12 protein-coding genes are annotated in these 16695 nt (G+C 63.0%); 8 read left to right on the top strand and 4 right to left on the bottom strand.

What is annotated here, in order from left to right; translation table 11 throughout:
* Window positions 1–40: 40 nt before the first annotated feature.
* From NCT32_RS19665 to NCT32_RS19640, 6 genes are read left to right on the top strand one after another with little or no spacing between them, the layout of a single operon-like run.
* Window positions 41–1168 (top strand): sugar ABC transporter substrate-binding protein, encoded by a 1128-nt coding sequence (locus NCT32_RS19665; RefSeq protein ID WP_061120774.1) that lies wholly within the window; start codon window positions 41–43, stop codon window positions 1166–1168.
* 9 nt (window positions 1169–1177) lie between these two features.
* Window positions 1178–2689, top strand: coding sequence for a sugar ABC transporter ATP-binding protein (locus NCT32_RS19660; protein ID WP_061120792.1), 1512 nt, complete (start codon window positions 1178–1180; stop codon window positions 2687–2689).
* A gap of 10 nt (window positions 2690–2699) precedes the next feature.
* The gene (locus NCT32_RS19655; RefSeq protein WP_250490489.1) at window positions 2700–4799 is read left to right on the top strand and encodes an ABC transporter permease; all 2100 of its coding nucleotides are present in this window, start codon (window positions 2700–2702) and stop codon (window positions 4797–4799) included.
* A gap of 27 nt (window positions 4800–4826) precedes the next feature.
* Window positions 4827–5771 carry a 3-hydroxyacyl-CoA dehydrogenase gene (locus tag NCT32_RS19650; protein WP_061120776.1) on the top strand — a complete coding sequence of 315 codons (945 nt, stop codon included), beginning with the start codon at window positions 4827–4829 and terminating at the stop codon, window positions 5769–5771.
* Between the two features lie 15 nt (window positions 5772–5786).
* Complete coding sequence (locus NCT32_RS19645) at window positions 5787–6689, top strand: SMP-30/gluconolactonase/LRE family protein (protein ID WP_061120793.1); 903 nt, start codon at window positions 5787–5789, stop codon at window positions 6687–6689.
* Between the two features lie 51 nt (window positions 6690–6740).
* Window positions 6741–8270: a class I adenylate-forming enzyme family protein gene (locus NCT32_RS19640; protein ID WP_061120777.1), complete on the top strand. Its 1530-nt coding sequence runs from the start codon at window positions 6741–6743 to the stop codon at window positions 8268–8270.
* Here the strand turns inward: NCT32_RS19640 and NCT32_RS19635 are convergent.
* The 4 genes from NCT32_RS19635 to NCT32_RS19620 are packed head-to-tail and all read right to left on the bottom strand — an operon-like array spanning window position 8263 to window position 12764.
* Entirely contained in the window at window positions 8263–9699 is a 1437-nt protein-coding gene (locus tag NCT32_RS19635) for an efflux transporter outer membrane subunit (RefSeq protein ID WP_061120778.1), read from the bottom strand. The two genes, NCT32_RS19640 and NCT32_RS19635, sit on opposite strands and share 8 nt — an antisense overlap.
* 10 nt (window positions 9700–9709) lie before the next feature.
* Complete coding sequence (locus NCT32_RS19630) at window positions 9710–10870, bottom strand: ABC transporter permease (protein ID WP_061120779.1); 1161 nt, start codon at window positions 10868–10870, stop codon at window positions 9710–9712.
* On the bottom strand, window positions 10867–11811 hold the full coding sequence (locus NCT32_RS19625) for an ABC transporter ATP-binding protein (RefSeq protein WP_061120780.1): 945 nt from the start codon (window positions 11809–11811) through the stop codon (window positions 10867–10869). Before NCT32_RS19625 ends, NCT32_RS19630 begins: the two co-directional genes overlap by 4 nt.
* Window positions 11808–12764, bottom strand: a complete 957-nt coding sequence (locus NCT32_RS19620; protein ID WP_061120794.1) for an HlyD family secretion protein — start codon at window positions 12762–12764, stop codon at window positions 11808–11810. The genes NCT32_RS19625 and NCT32_RS19620 overlap by 4 nt, the downstream gene beginning before the upstream one ends.
* Before the next feature lie 421 nt (window positions 12765–13185).
* Here NCT32_RS19620 and NCT32_RS19615 point away from each other — a divergent pair, with 421 nt between their 5' ends.
* Both NCT32_RS19615 and NCT32_RS19610 read left to right on the top strand, forming a co-directional pair.
* On the top strand, window positions 13186–15609 hold the full coding sequence (locus NCT32_RS19615) for a penicillin acylase family protein (protein ID WP_061120781.1): 2424 nt from the start codon (window positions 13186–13188) through the stop codon (window positions 15607–15609).
* A gap of 373 nt (window positions 15610–15982) precedes the next feature.
* A complete protein-coding gene (locus tag NCT32_RS19610) occupies window positions 15983–16357 on the top strand; it encodes a DUF4148 domain-containing protein (RefSeq protein ID WP_250490488.1) in 375 nt (124 codons plus the stop codon).
* The last annotated feature ends 338 nt before the right edge of the window (window positions 16358–16695 follow it).

Raw genomic sequence — 16695 nt, 5'->3', positions numbered from 1 at the left:
AAGCGCCCGCTTCATAACCATACGAAGACCGGAGGAAGACATGAAAGCATTGACGCAGTCGATTCGTCATGCGGGACGGGCCGCGCTCGGCCTCGCGTTCGCGGCGGCGCTCGCCGTCTCGGGCCAGGCGCACGCGGCCGGCAAGTACAAGATCTTCTTGTCGATGAGCTATGTCGGCAACGACTGGCAGACGGAAGCCGCGAATATGGTGAAGGCGATGGCCAACACGCCCGCGCTCAAGGACAAGGTCGATCTCGAAGTGCAGGTCGCGGGCACCGACGCGCAGAAGCAGATCCAGCAGATCAATTCGATGGTGCAGGCCGGCGCGAAGGCGATCGTCATCTATCCCATCTCGCCGACCGCGCTCAATCGGGCGATCAAGAATGCGTGCTCGAAGGGGGTCGTCGTCGCGGCGTATGACGGCGAAGTGACCGAGCCGTGCGCGCACAACGTCACGATCGATCAGCATCAGGCCGGCACCGTCACCGCCGAATGGCTCGCCAAGACGCTCAACGGCAAGGGCAACGTCGTGATGATCACGGGGGTGCCGGGCACGTCCGTGGACCGTGCGCGCACCGAAGCGGCGAAGGCCGTGTTCGCGAAGTTCCCGGGCATGAAGATCGTCGCGGAAGGCACGGGCATGTGGAGCCAGGCGACCGCGAAGACCGAGCTCTCGAAGATTCTCGCGACGAATAGCTGGGACAAGATCGACGGCCTGTGGATGCAGGTGGGCTGCTTCACGGCCGCGTCGATGCAGCTCGAGGCGGGCATCGCCGACGACAAGATCAAGCCGTGCGCGGGCGAATCGTCGAACGGGCATCGCGTGCAGATGCTGCCGCCGGGTGAAGTGAAGGGGCAGGGCGGCTATCGCTCCATCGGCTATCGCTCGATCTCTTACGGCGCGCCGCCGTACTCCGGCGCGATGGCGCTCAAGATGGCCGTGAAGAAGCTGGATGGCGGCGACTTTCCGCAGCGCGTGACGCTGAAGCTGCCGCTCGTGCTGACATCGGAGTCGAAGCTGTGCAAGACCGGCAGCATCGACGAGCTGAAGGCGGGCTGCACGGCGTTCCCGCCGGACAAGGTGCCGCCGGGCTGGTTCGCGGACATCTACTCGGAAGACACGAAGGAAGTGGGCTTCAACGCGGCTCTGACAGGTAATCAGGACTGAGGCATGGCGATGAACGACGCATCACTGGCGATCGATCTGTCGAAGGTGACGAAACGCTTCGGCGCGACCGTCGCGCTCGATGGCGCGTCGTTCTCGGTGAAACGCGGCGCCGTGCATGCGCTGCTCGGCGAGAACGGCGCGGGCAAGTCCACCACGGTCAAGCTGTTGTCGGGATTGATGCAGCCGGACGCGGGCAGCATCCGTGTGATGGGCCGCGACGTGACGATGCGCGGCCCGAAAGACGCGCATCGCGCGGGCGTGCAGACGGCGTTTCAGGAGATGACGCTCGTGCGCGATCTCACGGTCGCGCAAAACCTGCTGATGTCGTATGAGCCGACGGGTTTTCTCGGGCGCATCAGGAAGCGCGATGCGCAGCGGCAGGCGGCAGAATGGCTCGACAGGCTCGAACTGTCCGATGTGCGTCCGGGCGCGTATATCCGCGATCTTTCACTGCCGGTGCGGCAGAAGATCGAGATCGCGAAGGCGATCGTGCGCCGGCCGAAGGTGCTGCTGCTCGACGAACCGACTTCGGCGCTGTCGGGACGCGATGTCGCGTGGCTGTCGAGGCGCATCGACGAACTGAAGGCGAGCGACGTGACCTTCGTGTTCATCTCGCATCGGATGCAGGAAGTGCGCGAGTTCTGCGACAGTCTCACGGTGTATCGCAATGGCCGCGACGTGGGCGCATTCGACGCCGCCGATATCTCCGATGACGAAGTGATCCGCCTCGTCATCGGCCGGTCGATGGAGGCGAAGTATCCGCCGAAGGTCGCTTCAGTGAAGCGCGACGCGACGCCCGCGATTGAGACGCGCAACGTTCGCGTCGATGGCGTCGTGACCGATTTCGATCTTGCCGTGAAGCCTGGCGAAGTGCACGGCATCGCGGCGCTGCAGGGCATGGGGCAACGCGAGCTGTTCGAAGCGCTGTTCGGCGCGACCTATATCGACGATGGCGAGATACGCATCGACGGCAAGCCGGTCACGCTGACCTGCACGGCGGATTCGCTGAAGGCCGGCGTATCGACGAGCTTCCTGCCGGAGGATCGCAAGACCGAAGGCCTGTTCCTGCGCCTGCCGGGCGGCGAGAACGTGTCCCTGCCGGTGATCGGCCGCTATACGCGCTTCGGCCTTATCGATCGAAAGCGCGAGCAGGCCGCGATACGCCGCTCGCTCGCGCAGATGGAGGTGAATCCGCGCGCGCTCTACAAGCCGTGCCTGTCGTTCTCGGGCGGCAATCAGCAGAAGATCGCGATGGCGAAATGGCTGCTCACGCAGAGCCGCGTCTGGCTCATGTTCGACCCGACGCGCGGCATCGACGTCGGTACCAAGCATCAGATCTTCGTGTTGATGCGCGCGTTCGCGGCAGCGGGCGGCTCCGTGCTGTTCTATTCGACCGATGTGCCCGAACTCGTCAACGTGTGCGATCGCGTCTCGGTGATGTATCGCGGCCGCAATGTCGGCGAGCTGAGCGGCGATGCGCTCACCGAAGAGAACGTGATGCGCAAGATGCTTTCCAGTTGAGAGGTTGCTCATGAAGATAGCCGTTGCGTCGCCCGAAAGCGAGATCGTGCGGCCGGGCGCGCGCCTGGGTTGGGGCGCGCGCATCGATCATAATCGCGGGCTCATCATCGCGATCAGCGCGTTGCTCGCGATGCTCGCCGCATGGGTCGCGCTGTCCGCGACGCCCGTCGGGCTCTATGACATCGGCTCGGTGATTTCGAGCGCGACCACGCTCGCGCTCGCGGCGATCGGGCAGACGATCGTCGTGTTGTCGGGCGGCTTCGATCTGTCGGCGTCGGCGGTCGTGTCGCTCGCGAACGTGCTCGCGGTGCGCTTCGTGCAGGGGTCACCCATCGAACAGTGGGCGGGCGCCGCGCTGATTCTCGCGATCGGCGGCGGTATCGGCCTCGTGAACGGCGCGCTGATCGCATGGTTTCGCCTGCAATCCATCGTCGTCACGCTCGCGACGATGTTCATGGTGCAAGGCCTCACGCTGCTGATTCAGAACAAGCCGGGCGGCAGCGTTGGCGATCAGTTCGGCGCGGTGCTCACGGCCGATCTCATTGCCGACAAGATGCCGATGTCGGCCGCCTTGCTGATTCTCGCGTTGCTGATCTGGTCGTTCATCAAGCGCACGCGCTTTGGCGTGGGGCTTTATGCGCTCGGAAGCGATCCTGACGGCGCGTATGCGAACGGCATGCCGGTCACGCGCTATCGCATCTCGACGTATGCGCTCGCAGGCATGTTCTACGCGGCGGCGGGCCTGTATGTATCGGCGCAGACGGGTTCGGCCGATCCGCTCGTCGGTCGTCCCTTGCTGCTTTCGATGTTCACTGCCGTCGTGCTCGGCGGCACGCTGCTTGGCGGCGGGCGCGGCGGTTGCGTCGGCACCGTGTTCGCCGCGATGACGCTGATGATCACCGTGAACATCCTGCTCGTGCTGAACGTGTCGGCGTTCTTCACGACGATCGCTGAAGCCGTGATCCTGATGCTCGCGGTGCTCGGTTCGTCGATCGGCAAGCAGTCGGCGGCGCACGAATCCGCCCGTCATGCGGCGCAGTGGTTCAAGGCGATGCGAACGGAAACACGGGCGCGCGACGACAGAAACGCGCGACGCGTCACGTTCGAGGTCGACGATTTTCGTCCGGTCGAGAACACGGAGTTGAAGGGCCGTCCGATCGCCGACTGGATCGAGCGCAATCGCGAATGGGTCAAATATGTCGTTCCGGCGTATCTGCTGTTCTTTGCGGTCGTCATCATCACGGGCTTCGTCTATGGTCCCGGCGTGCTCGTCAGCGCGAACTTCTACAGCAGCCTGCTCACGTTGACCTTGTTCCTCGCGATTCTCGGGCTGGGGCAGGGTGCGGTGATTCTGACGGGCGGACTCGATCTCTCGATGCCCTGGCTCATCACGCTATCCGGCGTCCTGTTGACAGGACTCACGCACGGCATGAACGGCGCGGCCGCGTGGGCGGTGCCGATGGTGCTGCTCGTCGGGTTGCTCGTGGGCGTGTTCAACGGCGTGGGCGTCGTCATGCTCGGCTTGCCGCCCATCGTCGTCACGCTTGCTGCGAATGGCTTGCTGCAAGGGCTGACGCTGATCTATTGCAACGGCTCGCCGCAAGGATGGTCACCCTCGTCGATCAGCGAATTCACCAACGGTCGAGTCGGGCCGCTGTCGCTCGCGGCGTGGAGCGTGCCGGTGTTTCTCGTCGTCGCGTTGTTGCTGTTGCATCGCACGCCGTTCGGGCGGCGCGTGTATGCGCTCGGCAATTCGCCCGTCGCGGCGAAGCTCTCGGGCGTGCGCGTAGGCAACACGTTGATCGCCGTATATTGCCTCTCCGGTCTTTGCTCGGCGATCGTCGGCCTGCTGCTCGCGGGGTTCAGCTCGCAAGCGTTCCTCGGCATGGGCGATCCGTATCTGCTGCCGTCGATTGCCGTGGTCGTGGTCGGCGGCGCGCTCATCACCGGTGGACGCGGCCACTATCTCGGCGTGTTCGGCGGTGCGTTGCTGCTCACGGCGCTCGGGACCTTGCTTGCGGGAACCACCGTGCCGCCCGCGGTGCGGGACATCATCAACGGACTCGTCGTGCTGGCGGCTGTCATCACGCTGCGGGACAAGAAAGGCTGAACCAACTCGAATGAGGAACAGACACAGATGCAAGCGAAGAACATTGCGGTGATCGGCTCGGGCCGCATCGGCCGCGCGTGGGCGATCGTATTCGCGAAGAGCGGTTTCGACGTGAAGATTCACGATGCATCGAAGGACATGCTCGCGGGCGCGATTCCGTCGATCCGCGAAAGCCTGCAGGATCTCGCGTCCTTTCACCTGATCGACGAACCCGTCGATACGATCGTCTCGCGCATCACCGCATGCGAAAGCCTGGCCGACGCCGTCGCCGATGCGGATCTCGTGCAGGAGAACATTGCGGAAGTGGTGGAAGCGAAACGCGCGTTGTTCGTCGAACTGGATCGTCTGACGAAGCCTGATGCGCTGCTTGCAAGTTCGACCTCGGGACTGCCCGCATCGACATTCACGGAGGGTATTGCAGGCCGCGCGCGCTGCCTCGTCGCGCATCCGGTCAATCCGCCTTCGCTCGTGCCGCTCGTCGAGTTGTGCGGCGCGCCGTGGACCGCGCATGAAGCGGTGGAGCGCGCCCGTGCCATCTATGAACGGGCGGGACAAAAGCCCGTGACCGTCAACGGGGAAATCTCGGGGTTCTTGCTCAATCGACTGCAAGGCGCGCTGCTCGACGAAGCGTTGAGCCTCTATGAACAAGGCTATGCGAGCGCCGCCGATCTCGACACCGTGATTCGCGACGGCCTTGCGATGCGCTGGTCGTTCATGGGGCCGTTCGAAACGATCGACCTGAACGCGCCCGGCGGCGTGGCGGATTACGCAGCGCGCTACGGCGGCACGTATCGCACGATTGCGTCGGGGCGCACGCCGTTCGACTGGTCCGCCGATACGCTTCACAGGCTCGATGCGGAACGCCGCGCCGTGCTGCCGCGCGAAAGCATCGAGGAACGCAGCCGCTGGCGCGATCGACGCCTGATGGCGCTGCTCGCGCACCGGCGCGATGTCAAGGACGGTGACGACTAACCAAAGGAGATGACGATGGCCGAAGTACGCTTGCTGGTCGATGCGAACAATCACCTCGGCGAAGGGCCGCTCTGGGACGTCAAGGAGGAACGCCTGTACTGGATCGACAGCACCGCCGCGGAGATCTATAGCTGCCGCGCGGATGGCAGTGACGTAAAGCGCTATTTCGTGCCGCGTCATATCGGATCGATGGCATTGCGCGAGCAAGGCGGCGCGGTGGTCGCGCTCGCGAACGGCCTGCATTTCTACGACTTCGACGCGCAGACTGTGCAGTTCATCGCCGATCCGGAAAGCGACGATCCCGAGACGCGTTTCAACGACGGCAAGGTGGATCGACGTGGCCGCTTCGTCGCGGGGACGATGTCCTACGATTTCGATCGCTACGACGCCGATCGCGGTCAGCGCTCCACGCGCAGCGGCGGTCTCTACCGGCTCGATACGGACGGCAGGGTCGCGCGACTCGATAGCGGCATCAGTTGTTCGAACGGTCCATGCTGGAGCCCCGACGACCAGACGTTCTACTTCACAGACACGTACAGCAAGGAGATGTACGCATACGACTACGACATCGAAACGGGCGCGGCGACGAACAAGCGCCTCTTCGCATCCGCGCATGACATGGCGGGCACGTTCGATGGCGCGACCGTGGACGAGGAAGGCTATGTCTGGTCCGCGCTCGTGTTCGGCGGGCGCATCCTGCGCTTTGCGCCTGACGGGAAGCTCGATCGCATCGTGCCGTTTCCGGTGCGCAATCTGACGAGCGTGATGTTCGGCGGGCCGAATCTCGACATCCTCTATGTATCGACGATGGGCCGCCCAATGTGGGGCATTCCGCAGAAAGAGCGGGACAAGGGCGGCTTGTTCGCAGTGACGGGTCTCGGCGTGCGTGGCATTCCCGAGCCGCGTTTCGCAGGATGATGCACGAGCGTTATCATGCGTGCCTGAAAGTCACGAACGCTATCGCTCGATATGGATACGAACACGCTCATTGCGTCGCTGCCGTCGCGCATCGACGCGATCGTCTCGCGCGGCGCGAAGGCGCATCCCGATCACATTGCGTTGCATGAAGACGCGCGGACGCTGACCTATGCGCAACTCGACGATGCCGTCGATGCGCTCGCCGCGCGTCTTGCGGCTGCGGGCGTACGAGCCGGCGACCGCGTGATGCTGACCGGCGAAAACAGCGTCGCGCTCGTCGCATCGCTCTTTGCCGTGAGCCGTCTCGACGCATGGGCGCTCGTCGCGAATGCGCGACTGTCCCCTGTCGAACTCGATGCGATCCGCGCGCATGCGACGCCGCGCATCGCCCTCTATACCGTGGAAGCATCCGACGATGCCGCGCGTCACGCGCAACGCGATGGTGCCGTGGTCGAATCGCTCGAAGCAACGCCGATCGGTGCGTTTGCGCTGAGCGCCATCGAAACGACTTCCGCGCAAGAACCGCACGGCCTGCCTTCGGACCAGCAGTGCGCGGCGCTCATCTACACGACCGGCACGACAGGCGCACCGAAAGGCGTAATGCTGTCGCATCGCAATCTGCTCTTCGTCGCCGCGGTGTCGAGCACGCTGCGCCGTGTGGGTTCCGACGATCGCGTGTATGCCGTGTTGCCGATCTCGCATGTGTTCGGTCTTGCATCCATGTGTCTCGGCTCGCTCTATGCGGGCGCGACGCTGCGGCTCGCGGCGCGCTTCGACGCCAAGCGCGCGGGACGCGTGCTCAGCGAGGAACGCATGACGATCTTTCAGGGCGTGCCCGCGATGCACGCGAAGCTGATCGATCATTTCACGCCACGCGGCGGCCTGAATGCACCCTCGCTGCGATTCGTCTATAGCGGCGGCTCGCCGCTCGACACGACACTCAAGTCCGCTGCCGAAGCGTTTTACGGCGTGCCCTTGCACAACGGTTACGGCATGACAGAAAGCAGCCCGACGGTGTCGAACACGCTGCTCGATGCGCCGGCGCGCGATTCGTCCGTGGGCCCGTTGATTCCCGGCGTCGAGGCGCGCATCGTGCCGCTCGCGCGTGAGAGCGAGAGCGACGACACCGGCGAACTATGGGTGCGCGGCCCGAACGTGATGCTCGGCTATTACCGTGATGCGGTGCAAACGGCCGCCACGGTGACGACGGACGGATGGCTCAAGACCGGCGATCTCGCGCACTTCGAGGACGGCAATCTGTATATCGTCGGACGCAGCAAGGAGCTCATCATCCGTTCGGGCTTCAATGTGCATCCCGCCGAAGTGGAGCAGGCGTTCAACAGTCATCCCGCCGTGCTGCATTCCGCCGTGATCGGGCGAAGCGCGCGGGGCAACGAGGACGTGCTCGCGTTCGTCGAACTGAGGCCAGGCTGCACGGCGGATGAAGACGAACTCGCTCAGTGGGTGAGCGCTCGGCTCGCGCCGTACAAGCGGCCTTCCTCGATCCGCATTCTCGGTGCGCTGCCGGTGTCGGCGAGCGGCAAGGTGCTCAAGCATCGGCTCGGGACGCTCGCTAATTAGTCGATGCAACCGGTTTGATCGCAGCTTTCGTGTCCTCGCCGGCGCCGCCTAGCGACTGAAAGAGCGCGGCCGTATCAGACAGGCGGCTCGCTTGCGCGAGCGCGTAATCGAGTTGCGTTTGCAGCGCCTGGCGTTGCGTGTCGAGCAAATCGAAACGGCTCACGCCGCCTGCCGCATACCGCGCGTTGTTGGTATCGAGATTCGCTTGCGCCTGGTTTGCTGCTACGCGGCGCGCTTGCAATGCATCGCCATCGTTCTGCAGCGCCGTCAGGCTGTCGGCGACTTGCTGAAGCGCGTCCAGCACGGTTTGTCGATAGGCTTGCATGGCTGCATCGTAAGCCGCTTCCGACGAACGCTTCTTCGCGCGCAGTTCGCCACCATGAAACAGCGGCTGCGTGAGATTCAGGCCGACATTCCATACGTTCAGGCTATTGAGCATGTCGTGGATGTTCGTGCGCTGGGTTCCCACGCCCGCCGAAAGCGAGAACTTCGGATAGAGATCGGCCGTGGCCACGCCGACATTCGCGCTCGCCTGATGCAGCAACGCTTCCGATGCACGGATGTCGGGACGTTCGCGGGCGAGCGTCGAAGGCAGCGTGAGCGGAACGCTGTCTGGCAGACGCAGCGAGTCGAGCGTGATCGCATCGAAGTCGGCGACGGAAGGCTCGACGCCGATCAATACCGCAAGCCGGTGATCGGCCTGATCGCGTTGCGTGACGAGCGATGGCAGATTCGCGCGCGTCTGCTCGACGAGCGTGCGCTGGCTGCGCACATCGAACAGCGCGACGCCGCCCGCTTGCAGTCGGCCTTCCATGATCGACAGTTGCCGCATCTGTGCATCGACGAGGCGCTCGGTAAGCGTGATCTGTTGCTGCACTGAAGCGCGCCGGATCGCGGCGGCGACGACATTGCCCGCGATCGAGAGACGCGCCGCATCGAGTTCGAAGGACTGGTAGTCCACTTGCGCGCGCAACGCTTCGAGCGCCCGCCGCTCGCCGCCGAAGATATCGAGCGTGTACGACACGCTGACCGATGCATCGTAGAGCGTGAAGGGGCCGGGGCTCGGAATGGGCACGCCGAACGCGGCCGGGTCCACCTTCTGGCGCGTGCCGGAGACCGAGGCGTCGATGGCGGGGAAGTACGTCGCGCCCGCTTGCGCGCGGTAGTCTTCACGCGCTTGCACGAGCTTCGCACGGGCTTGCTCGAGCGTGGGACTGTCGCTCAATGCGCGATCGACGAGGCGGTTTAGCGCATCCGAGCCGAACTGCGTCCACCAGCGCGGCAACGCGTGATCAATGGCGGGAAAGCTTTGCGCCGCGACAGTCGTTTTGACATAGGTCTGCGTAGCGGGGGGCGCGGGCGCGTGAAAGTCGGGGCCGACAGTGCAGCCGCACAGCACGAGCACACAAAGCGGAAGAAGCGGTTTCATCGACGTCTCCCTAATCGAGCGTGCGCCGGTAGAAGCGCAGCGCAATACCCATCACGATGACGGTGAAGAGGACCATCGGCCAGACCGAAGGCCACAGGTCCGCCCAGCCGTTGCCCTTGAGCAGAATGCCGCGTATCAGGCGATTGAAGTAAGTGAGCGGCAGCAGATTGCCGATGAACTGGGCCCACGCGGGCATGCCCGCGAATGGAAACATGAAGCCCGAAAGCAGAATGTTCGGCAGGAAGTAGAACATGGTCAGTTGCATCGCCTGAAGCTGATTCTGCGCGAGCGACGACAGCGTGATGCCCACCGTCAGATTCGCGGCGATGAACAGCAGCGCGGCGAGGTAGATTGCGAGCGGATTGCCGACGAGCGGCACATGAAACACGAAGCGCGTGGCCGCGAGAATGATCGATGCCTGAATGAGGCCGATGAATACGTAGGGCACGATCTTGCCCGTCATCACTTCGACGGGGCGCACCGGTGTCGCGAGCAGGTTCTCCATCGTGCCGCGTTCGCGTTCGCGTGTCATCGCAAGGCCTGTCATCATCACGAGCGTCATCGTGAGGATCACGCCCATCAGGCCAGGCACGACGTTGTATTGCGTGATGCCTTCGGGGTTATAGAGGTTGTGGATCTGCACGTCGAAAGCGGCGGGCGTGCCGTTCAAGCGCGCGAGCGGGCCGGTGAGGTCCTTGCTTGCCACGGATTGCACGAGCGCTGACAGTGAATTGCTCGCTTTGCTGACCGCGTTTGGATCGGTGGCGTCGGCTTCGACGAGCAGCGCTGGCCGCTCGCCGCGCAACAGCTTGCGCGAGAAATCGGCTGGAATGCTGAGCACGAAAAGCACGCGGCCTTGTGCGAGCGCGCGGCGGCCGGCTTCGTCGTCGGGCAGCGTGTCGACGATATCGAAGTAGTCGGAGTGCTCCATCGCAGCGATGAAGCTGCGCGAAAACGGGCTTTGATCGCCGACGATCACGGCGGTGGGCAGATGCTTCGGGTCCGTGTTGATCGCGTAACCGAAGAGCGCGAGCTGCACGATCGGCAAGCCGATGATCATGCCGAATGTGATGCGGTCGCGCCGAAGCTGCAGAAACTCCTTGATCACAATGCTCCACCAGCGCGTGACGGAGAAGCGCGCGAAGAGCGCGATGCGATCGCCGGCCTTCATGACCTCACCTTGAAGTTGTCGGTCGAGCGGCTCATCAGATAGATGAAGACGTCTTCGAGCCCGGTTTCGATGGGCTCCGCACGCGTTGCGGCGTCTTTCGTCGCATCACGCACGGCCTGTTCCAGCGCGGCATGATCGCTGCCGCTCACATGGAGCGCCGAGCCGAACACGACCGTCTGATCGATGCCCGGTGTCTTGCGCAAGCGCTCGGAGAGCGCGCTGAGATGCTCGCCGTGAATGCTCCACGTCGCGAGGTTTTGCGACGCGATGACCTCGTTCGCGGTGCCTTGCGCGAGCAGCTTGCCGTATGCGATATACGCGAGCTTGTGACAGCGCTCGGCTTCGTCCATGTAATGCGTGCTGACGAGAACGGAAATGCCTTTCGCCGCGAGCCGATGCAGCTCTTCCCAGAAGTCGCGGCGCGCGGTGGGATCGACGCCCGCGGTCGGTTCATCGAGCAGCAGCAGTTTCGGCTCGTGCAACATGCATGCGGCGAGCGCGAGGCGTTGCTTCCATCCGCCCGAGAGCGAACCCGTCAGTTGCTTCGCGCGGCTTTGCAAACCCAGCGCTTCGAGCGCGCGGTCCACGGCTTCGCGGCGGTTTTCCATTTGATAGATGCGCGCAACGAAGTCGAGATTCTCGCGGATCGTCAGGTCTTCCCAATACGAGAAACGCTGCGTCATATAGCCGACGTTGCGCTTGATCTCTTCGCTTTCGCGGACGATGTCGTAGCCGAGACACGTGCCGCTACCCGAATCGGGCGTGAGCAGGCCGCACATCAGGCGGATGGAGGTTGTCTTGCCACTGCCGTTCGGGCCGAGAAAGCCGAAGATCTCGCCGCGCGCGACCTGCAACGACACATCGTTGACGACGTGCTTGTCGCCGAAACGCTTGTTGAGATTGTGTACGTCGATGACGTAAGGTGTGTCTTGCGCGTTCATTGCACCCTCACCGCGACGGGTTGGCCGGGATGGAGCTTCGCTGCATCGGCCCGTTGCGGATGCGCCTCGATCATGAACACGAGCTTCGAGCGGTTTTCGTTGCTATAGATCACGGGCGGCGTGTATTCCGCCTGATTCGACACGTAGGAGATCGTCGCGGGCACGTCTTGCGCGCAGCCGTCGCAATGAATCGATACGGCGCGCCCCGCCGCGAGACCGCCCACTGCGCTCTCTGGCACGAAGAAGCGAACCTTCACGTTCTGCGGCGGCAGCATCTGCACGACGGGCGTGCCAGCCTGCACCCATTCTCCGACGCGATAGAGCGTGTCGTACACGAGTCCGTCCGCTGGCGCCGCGACACGCTTTTGATCGACTTTCCATTGAGCCTGGACGACGAACGCCTTCGCGGCGGCCACTTGCGCGCGCTGCGCTTCGATCTGCTGAGGACGCCCGGGTAAGCGTGCGATGTCGACTTGTTCGGCGAGATCGCGCACTTGCGCAGCGGCAGCATCGGCATTGGCGCGCGAATCGTCGAGTTGTCCTTTTGCGATGCCGCCTGCACTGAACTGCGCTTCGTCGCGGCTCAGTTGCAATGCGGCCTTGCGGGCGTTCGCGCGTGCCTGCGCGAGTTGCGCGCGCACCGAAGCGATTTCGGGTGCGCGCTTACCTGTGAGGATGTCTTCGAGTTGCGACTGCGCGGCAGTCAACTGGCGTTGCGCCTGATCGAGTGCCGCGGTTTCATCGACGGATTCGAGCGCGAACGTGCTCGCGCCCGCTTTAAGCGTTTGCCCGCGGGCGACGGACAATGTGGCGAGCTTGCCGGATTGCGACGAGCCGAGGTAGACGAACTCTCCCTCGACATAGCCCTGATAGACGTCGCGGTCCTGATGAGAGCACGCCGCGAGTGCCGCGGCGAAAAGTAGATAGAACGGTATGCCGGTGATGCGGCTCATGGCGTACTCCATGATCAGGTTGTCTTTCATTTGGTTGGTCTACCAAACAATAAACGAGGCGCTTGGTTGCTGTCAATCGGAGCGCGCCTGGGGCCCGCGCTTCGGCGTTCAAGACAAGGATAGAAGAGGACTGCGTCGGCAAGGCGTCTGCCGAATGAAAGCGGGGAACGGGCGCTCGGAGCGATGGATTCGTACGCTCGGTCACGAACCGGTAGCGAGGAAGTAAATACCGGCAAGTCGCATGGACGGTATGAGTAAAAATGACACGCGGGATGTGCTTCCATTCTCGTGCGTGCGCTACTTCGTGTATCGAAATCCAGTCTGGCAGGACAAGTCCACCTTTGCGCGTGCTGTGCATTCGCATTACATTGCGATATCCGCGTGACTCGAATCGATACCGATAAAAAAAGGAGACGCCAAGATGAAGGGAAGGAAGAGACAACGCCTGCTCGCACTGATGATCGGTGCATCGCTCTGCGGACCGCTTGCGGCCCGAGTCGCGCTGGCTGATGCTCTCGCCGACGAAACGATCGCTGTAGCGGGACTCTCGCAGCCATCGGACATTCTGATCGACCACTGGGGTGTACCGCATATCTTCGCGGCCAACGACAGCGATGCGTTCTTTGTACAAGGCTTTAATGCCGCACGCGACCGTATGTTTCAGATCGATCTATGGCGCAGGCGGGGACTCGGTGAGCTGTCGGAAGTGTTCGGCCCGGCCTACGTGGAGCAGGACAAGGCGACACGGCTCTTTCTCTATCGCGGCGACATGGCGACCGAATGGCAGCGTTATGGTCCCGATGCAAAGCCTGCTGCCGTGCGCTTTGCCGCAGGCGTCAACGCGTACATCGACTGGCTCGCAGCGCATCCGGACCGCATGCCCTATGAGTTTCGCAAGATCGGCTATTGGCCGGCGAAATGGAATGCGAACGACATCGTGCGCATTCGCAGTCACGGTCTCACGCGAAATCTGACGAGTGAAGTCGCGCGTGCGCGTGTGGCGTGCAAGAGTTCGCTCGATGCTGATTCCGTGCGCTTCGGGCTGCAGCCGCCTTGGAAAGCCCAGATGCCTGCCGGCCTCGATCCATGCCTCCCCGATGACGTGCTCAAGGTCTTCACGCTCGCGACGCAAGGCGTGCGCGTAACGAAGGAGTCGATGAAGAGCGCGGATGCATCGGCGACGATGATCGCCGCAGCCGACAATCCCGAGGAAGTCACCGAAGGCAGCAACAACTGGGTCATCGCGCCATCGAAGTCGGCGACGGGCCGCGCGATCATGGCGAACGATCCGCACCGCGCGTACGCGGCGCCGAGCCTTCGATACATCCAGCAGATCAGCACGCCGACGCTCGATATCATCGGCGCGGGCGAGCCTTCCGCGCCGGGCATTTCGATCGGGCATAACGGTTCGATCGCTTACGGGCTCACGATCTTCAATATCGATCAGGAAGATCTCTATGTGTATGAGCTGAATCCCGCGAATCCGCGGCAGTATCGCTACAAGGGCAAGTGGGAGCCGATGCGCGTCGTGCACGAACAGGTCGCGGTGCGCAACGGATCGCCTGTCACGGTCGATCTGTTATTCACGCGTCACGGCCCTGTGATCTATACGGAGGAAACCAGGCATCGCGCATTCGCGGTGCGTACCGCGTGGCTGTCGCCGGGGATGTCGCCATACTTCGATTCGATGCGCTACATGCGCGCGAAGAACTACGCGCAATTCAAGGCATCGCTCGCGACCTGGGGCGCGCCGACCGTCAATCAGGTCTACGCGGACAAGGACGGCAACATAGGCTGGGTCCCGAGCGGGCTTGCGCCGATACGCCCGAACTGGGACGGCCTCATGCCCGTGCCCGGCGATGGCCGCTATGAATGGGCGGGCTTCTGGCCGCGCGATGCGATGCCTTCGGTCTATAACCCTGCGCAAGCCTATTTCACTACGTCGAATGAAATGAATTTGCCGGCGGCTTATCCGTATGCCGAGCGCAAGCTCGGTTTCGAATGGACCAACGGGTCGCGACATCAGCGTATCGATGAAGTGTTGAAGTCGCTGCCCAAGGTGTCGATCGAAGACTCGGAGCGCTTGCAGAACGATATCGTTTCGATTCCGGCGCGCAGACTCGTCGCATTGCTCGCGCCGCTGTCGAGCGATGACGAAGACACGCGCGCCGCACTCGCGATGCTCAAGGGCTGGGATGCACACATGGGCGCCGATTCGCCGCAAGCCGCGCTCGAAGAGGTGTGGCTGTCGCGGCATCTCGGACGCACATTCAAGGAAGCGGTCTTGCCGAAGAACGCGGCGGCATCGTTCGGCGCACCCGATACAGCCGTGATGCTCGACACGCTCGAACACCCTGAGGCGCGTTTCGGCGATAACGCTCAAGCCAAACGCAATGCCGTGCTGATGTCGAGCCTGCACGATGCCTATGTGGAAATGCGGCATCTGCAAGGCGACGATGCAAGCCAGTGGCAATGGGGAAAGCTGCAGACGAACATGAACGCGCATCCTTTGGCCGATGTCGTCGATGCGGATATGCGCGCGAAGCTCAACGTCGGGCCAATCGGAAAGGGCGGCAGCGCGTATACGCCGAATCAGTCGACGTATCGCGCGAACGATTTCCGCGAGACCAACGGGCCTTCGTTTCGTGTGGTCGTCGATGTCGGCAACTGGGACGGCTCGCGTGCGGTGAATCTGCCTGGCGAGTCGGGTGACCCGGATAGCCCGCATTACCGTGATCTCGCGCAGATGTGGCTCGACGGACAGTACTTCCCGTTGCTGTATTCCCGTAAGGCCGTCGAAGCCGCGACCGAGAAACGCGTGCATCTCGTGCCGGACGCGCATTGAGCATCGGATTCGCGCGCTTCATTGTTGCGAGATAGGCAAGGCATCTTCAACGCGAGCAGCGATGATCTTCACGCTGCCTTGCGTCACAATTCGATCGCGGTGGACGGGTGCTGGCTGGCGCCTTGCCGGACTCCTCATCCGGCTCGTCCTCCGCGCTTTCTCTCCTTCATCTCTCCCGTTGATGCCGACGCCCGTCGGCTGAAAACGTGCATCGCCGCGGGAATAGATCGCGACGTCCCCGGGTTAACCAATCGAAGCCTCAACGCTTGAAACTGATTCGAGTGAGTCGAAGCCGCGCAAGGGCCCTGTGCGTTCGATGAGGTTCGTGGATCGCGTGCGATCCGGTCAACCTTTCTGTCGGAGTGTGAACATCATGAACGCTATCGCCAAATTCGTCGTGTCCCTCGCCGTGGTCGCTGCGCCCACGTTCGTTTTTGCGCAGAGCCAGAACGGCCCGTTGACGCGCGCGCAAGTGAAGGCCGAGCTAGTCCAGCTCGAACAGGCAGGCTATTCGCCAGCGGTGGGAGAGCAAGCCAACTATCCCGCGGATATTCAGGCCGCGGAAGCGAAGGTCGCTGCGCAACAGAACACGAAGGAAACGAACGAAGCATATGGCGGCACGGGTGCCGGCGGCGCGTCTTCCGGTTCCGGCTCGATGCGTGCGCCCATGTGGAGGCAGCACGGTTCGATGCCGGCGTCGGAGTGCGTCGGGCCTGCGGGATTCTGCACGCCGTTCTTTGGAAGCTGAACCGTCGGCTGGTTATCGGGCACGGGAAGATCAGTCATGGCTCTTCGCGCTCGCAACGCCTTGGCCTGGACATGGCATTCTTTGACGCCCCTGTGGCCTTAGAAAAAAATTTGCGAAGGGGGCTTGCGAGGACGTCATCGGCCCGTCATAATCTCGTTTCTCTGCTGCTGATGCAGCGACGCAAGACGGAAGGTGAGGTAGGGGTCTTGCGATGTGCTCTTTAAAAACTAACAGCCGATAAGTGTGGGCGCTTGATGTTGAGTGCGGTCTGGTTCTTCGGAGCTGGATATAGCGAAAGTATCAAGAGTCTCACACGAAGTATCAGAGGAAGGTTTTTC

The sequence above is a fragment of the Caballeronia sp. INML2 genome (assembly GCF_023631365.1).
Taxonomy (GTDB): domain Bacteria; phylum Pseudomonadota; class Gammaproteobacteria; order Burkholderiales; family Burkholderiaceae; genus Caballeronia; species Caballeronia turbans.
The sequence above is the reverse complement of the archived record's forward strand: the minus strand, read 5'-3'. Positions and strand labels throughout refer to the sequence as shown.

Coding starts and splice junctions, on each gene's coding strand:
- NCT32_RS19665 (WP_061120774.1), top strand. CDS start 41: ATGAAAGCATTGACGCAGTCGATTCGTCATGCGGGACGGGCCGCGCTC.
- NCT32_RS19660 (WP_061120792.1), top strand. CDS start 1,178: ATGAACGACGCATCACTGGCGATCGATCTGTCGAAGGTGACGAAACGC.
- NCT32_RS19655 (WP_250490489.1), top strand. CDS start 2,700: ATGAAGATAGCCGTTGCGTCGCCCGAAAGCGAGATCGTGCGGCCGGGC.
- NCT32_RS19650 (WP_061120776.1), top strand. CDS start 4,827: ATGCAAGCGAAGAACATTGCGGTGATCGGCTCGGGCCGCATCGGCCGC.
- NCT32_RS19645 (WP_061120793.1), top strand. CDS start 5,787: ATGGCCGAAGTACGCTTGCTGGTCGATGCGAACAATCACCTCGGCGAA.
- NCT32_RS19640 (WP_061120777.1), top strand. CDS start 6,741: ATGGATACGAACACGCTCATTGCGTCGCTGCCGTCGCGCATCGACGCG.
- NCT32_RS19635 (WP_061120778.1), bottom strand. CDS start 9,699: ATGAAACCGCTTCTTCCGCTTTGTGTGCTCGTGCTGTGCGGCTGCACT.
- NCT32_RS19630 (WP_061120779.1), bottom strand. CDS start 10,870: ATGAAGGCCGGCGATCGCATCGCGCTCTTCGCGCGCTTCTCCGTCACG.
- NCT32_RS19625 (WP_061120780.1), bottom strand. CDS start 11,811: ATGAACGCGCAAGACACACCTTACGTCATCGACGTACACAATCTCAAC.
- NCT32_RS19620 (WP_061120794.1), bottom strand. CDS start 12,764: ATGAGCCGCATCACCGGCATACCGTTCTATCTACTTTTCGCCGCGGCA.
- NCT32_RS19615 (WP_061120781.1), top strand. CDS start 13,186: ATGAAGGGAAGGAAGAGACAACGCCTGCTCGCACTGATGATCGGTGCA.
- NCT32_RS19610 (WP_250490488.1), top strand. CDS start 15,983: ATGAACGCTATCGCCAAATTCGTCGTGTCCCTCGCCGTGGTCGCTGCG.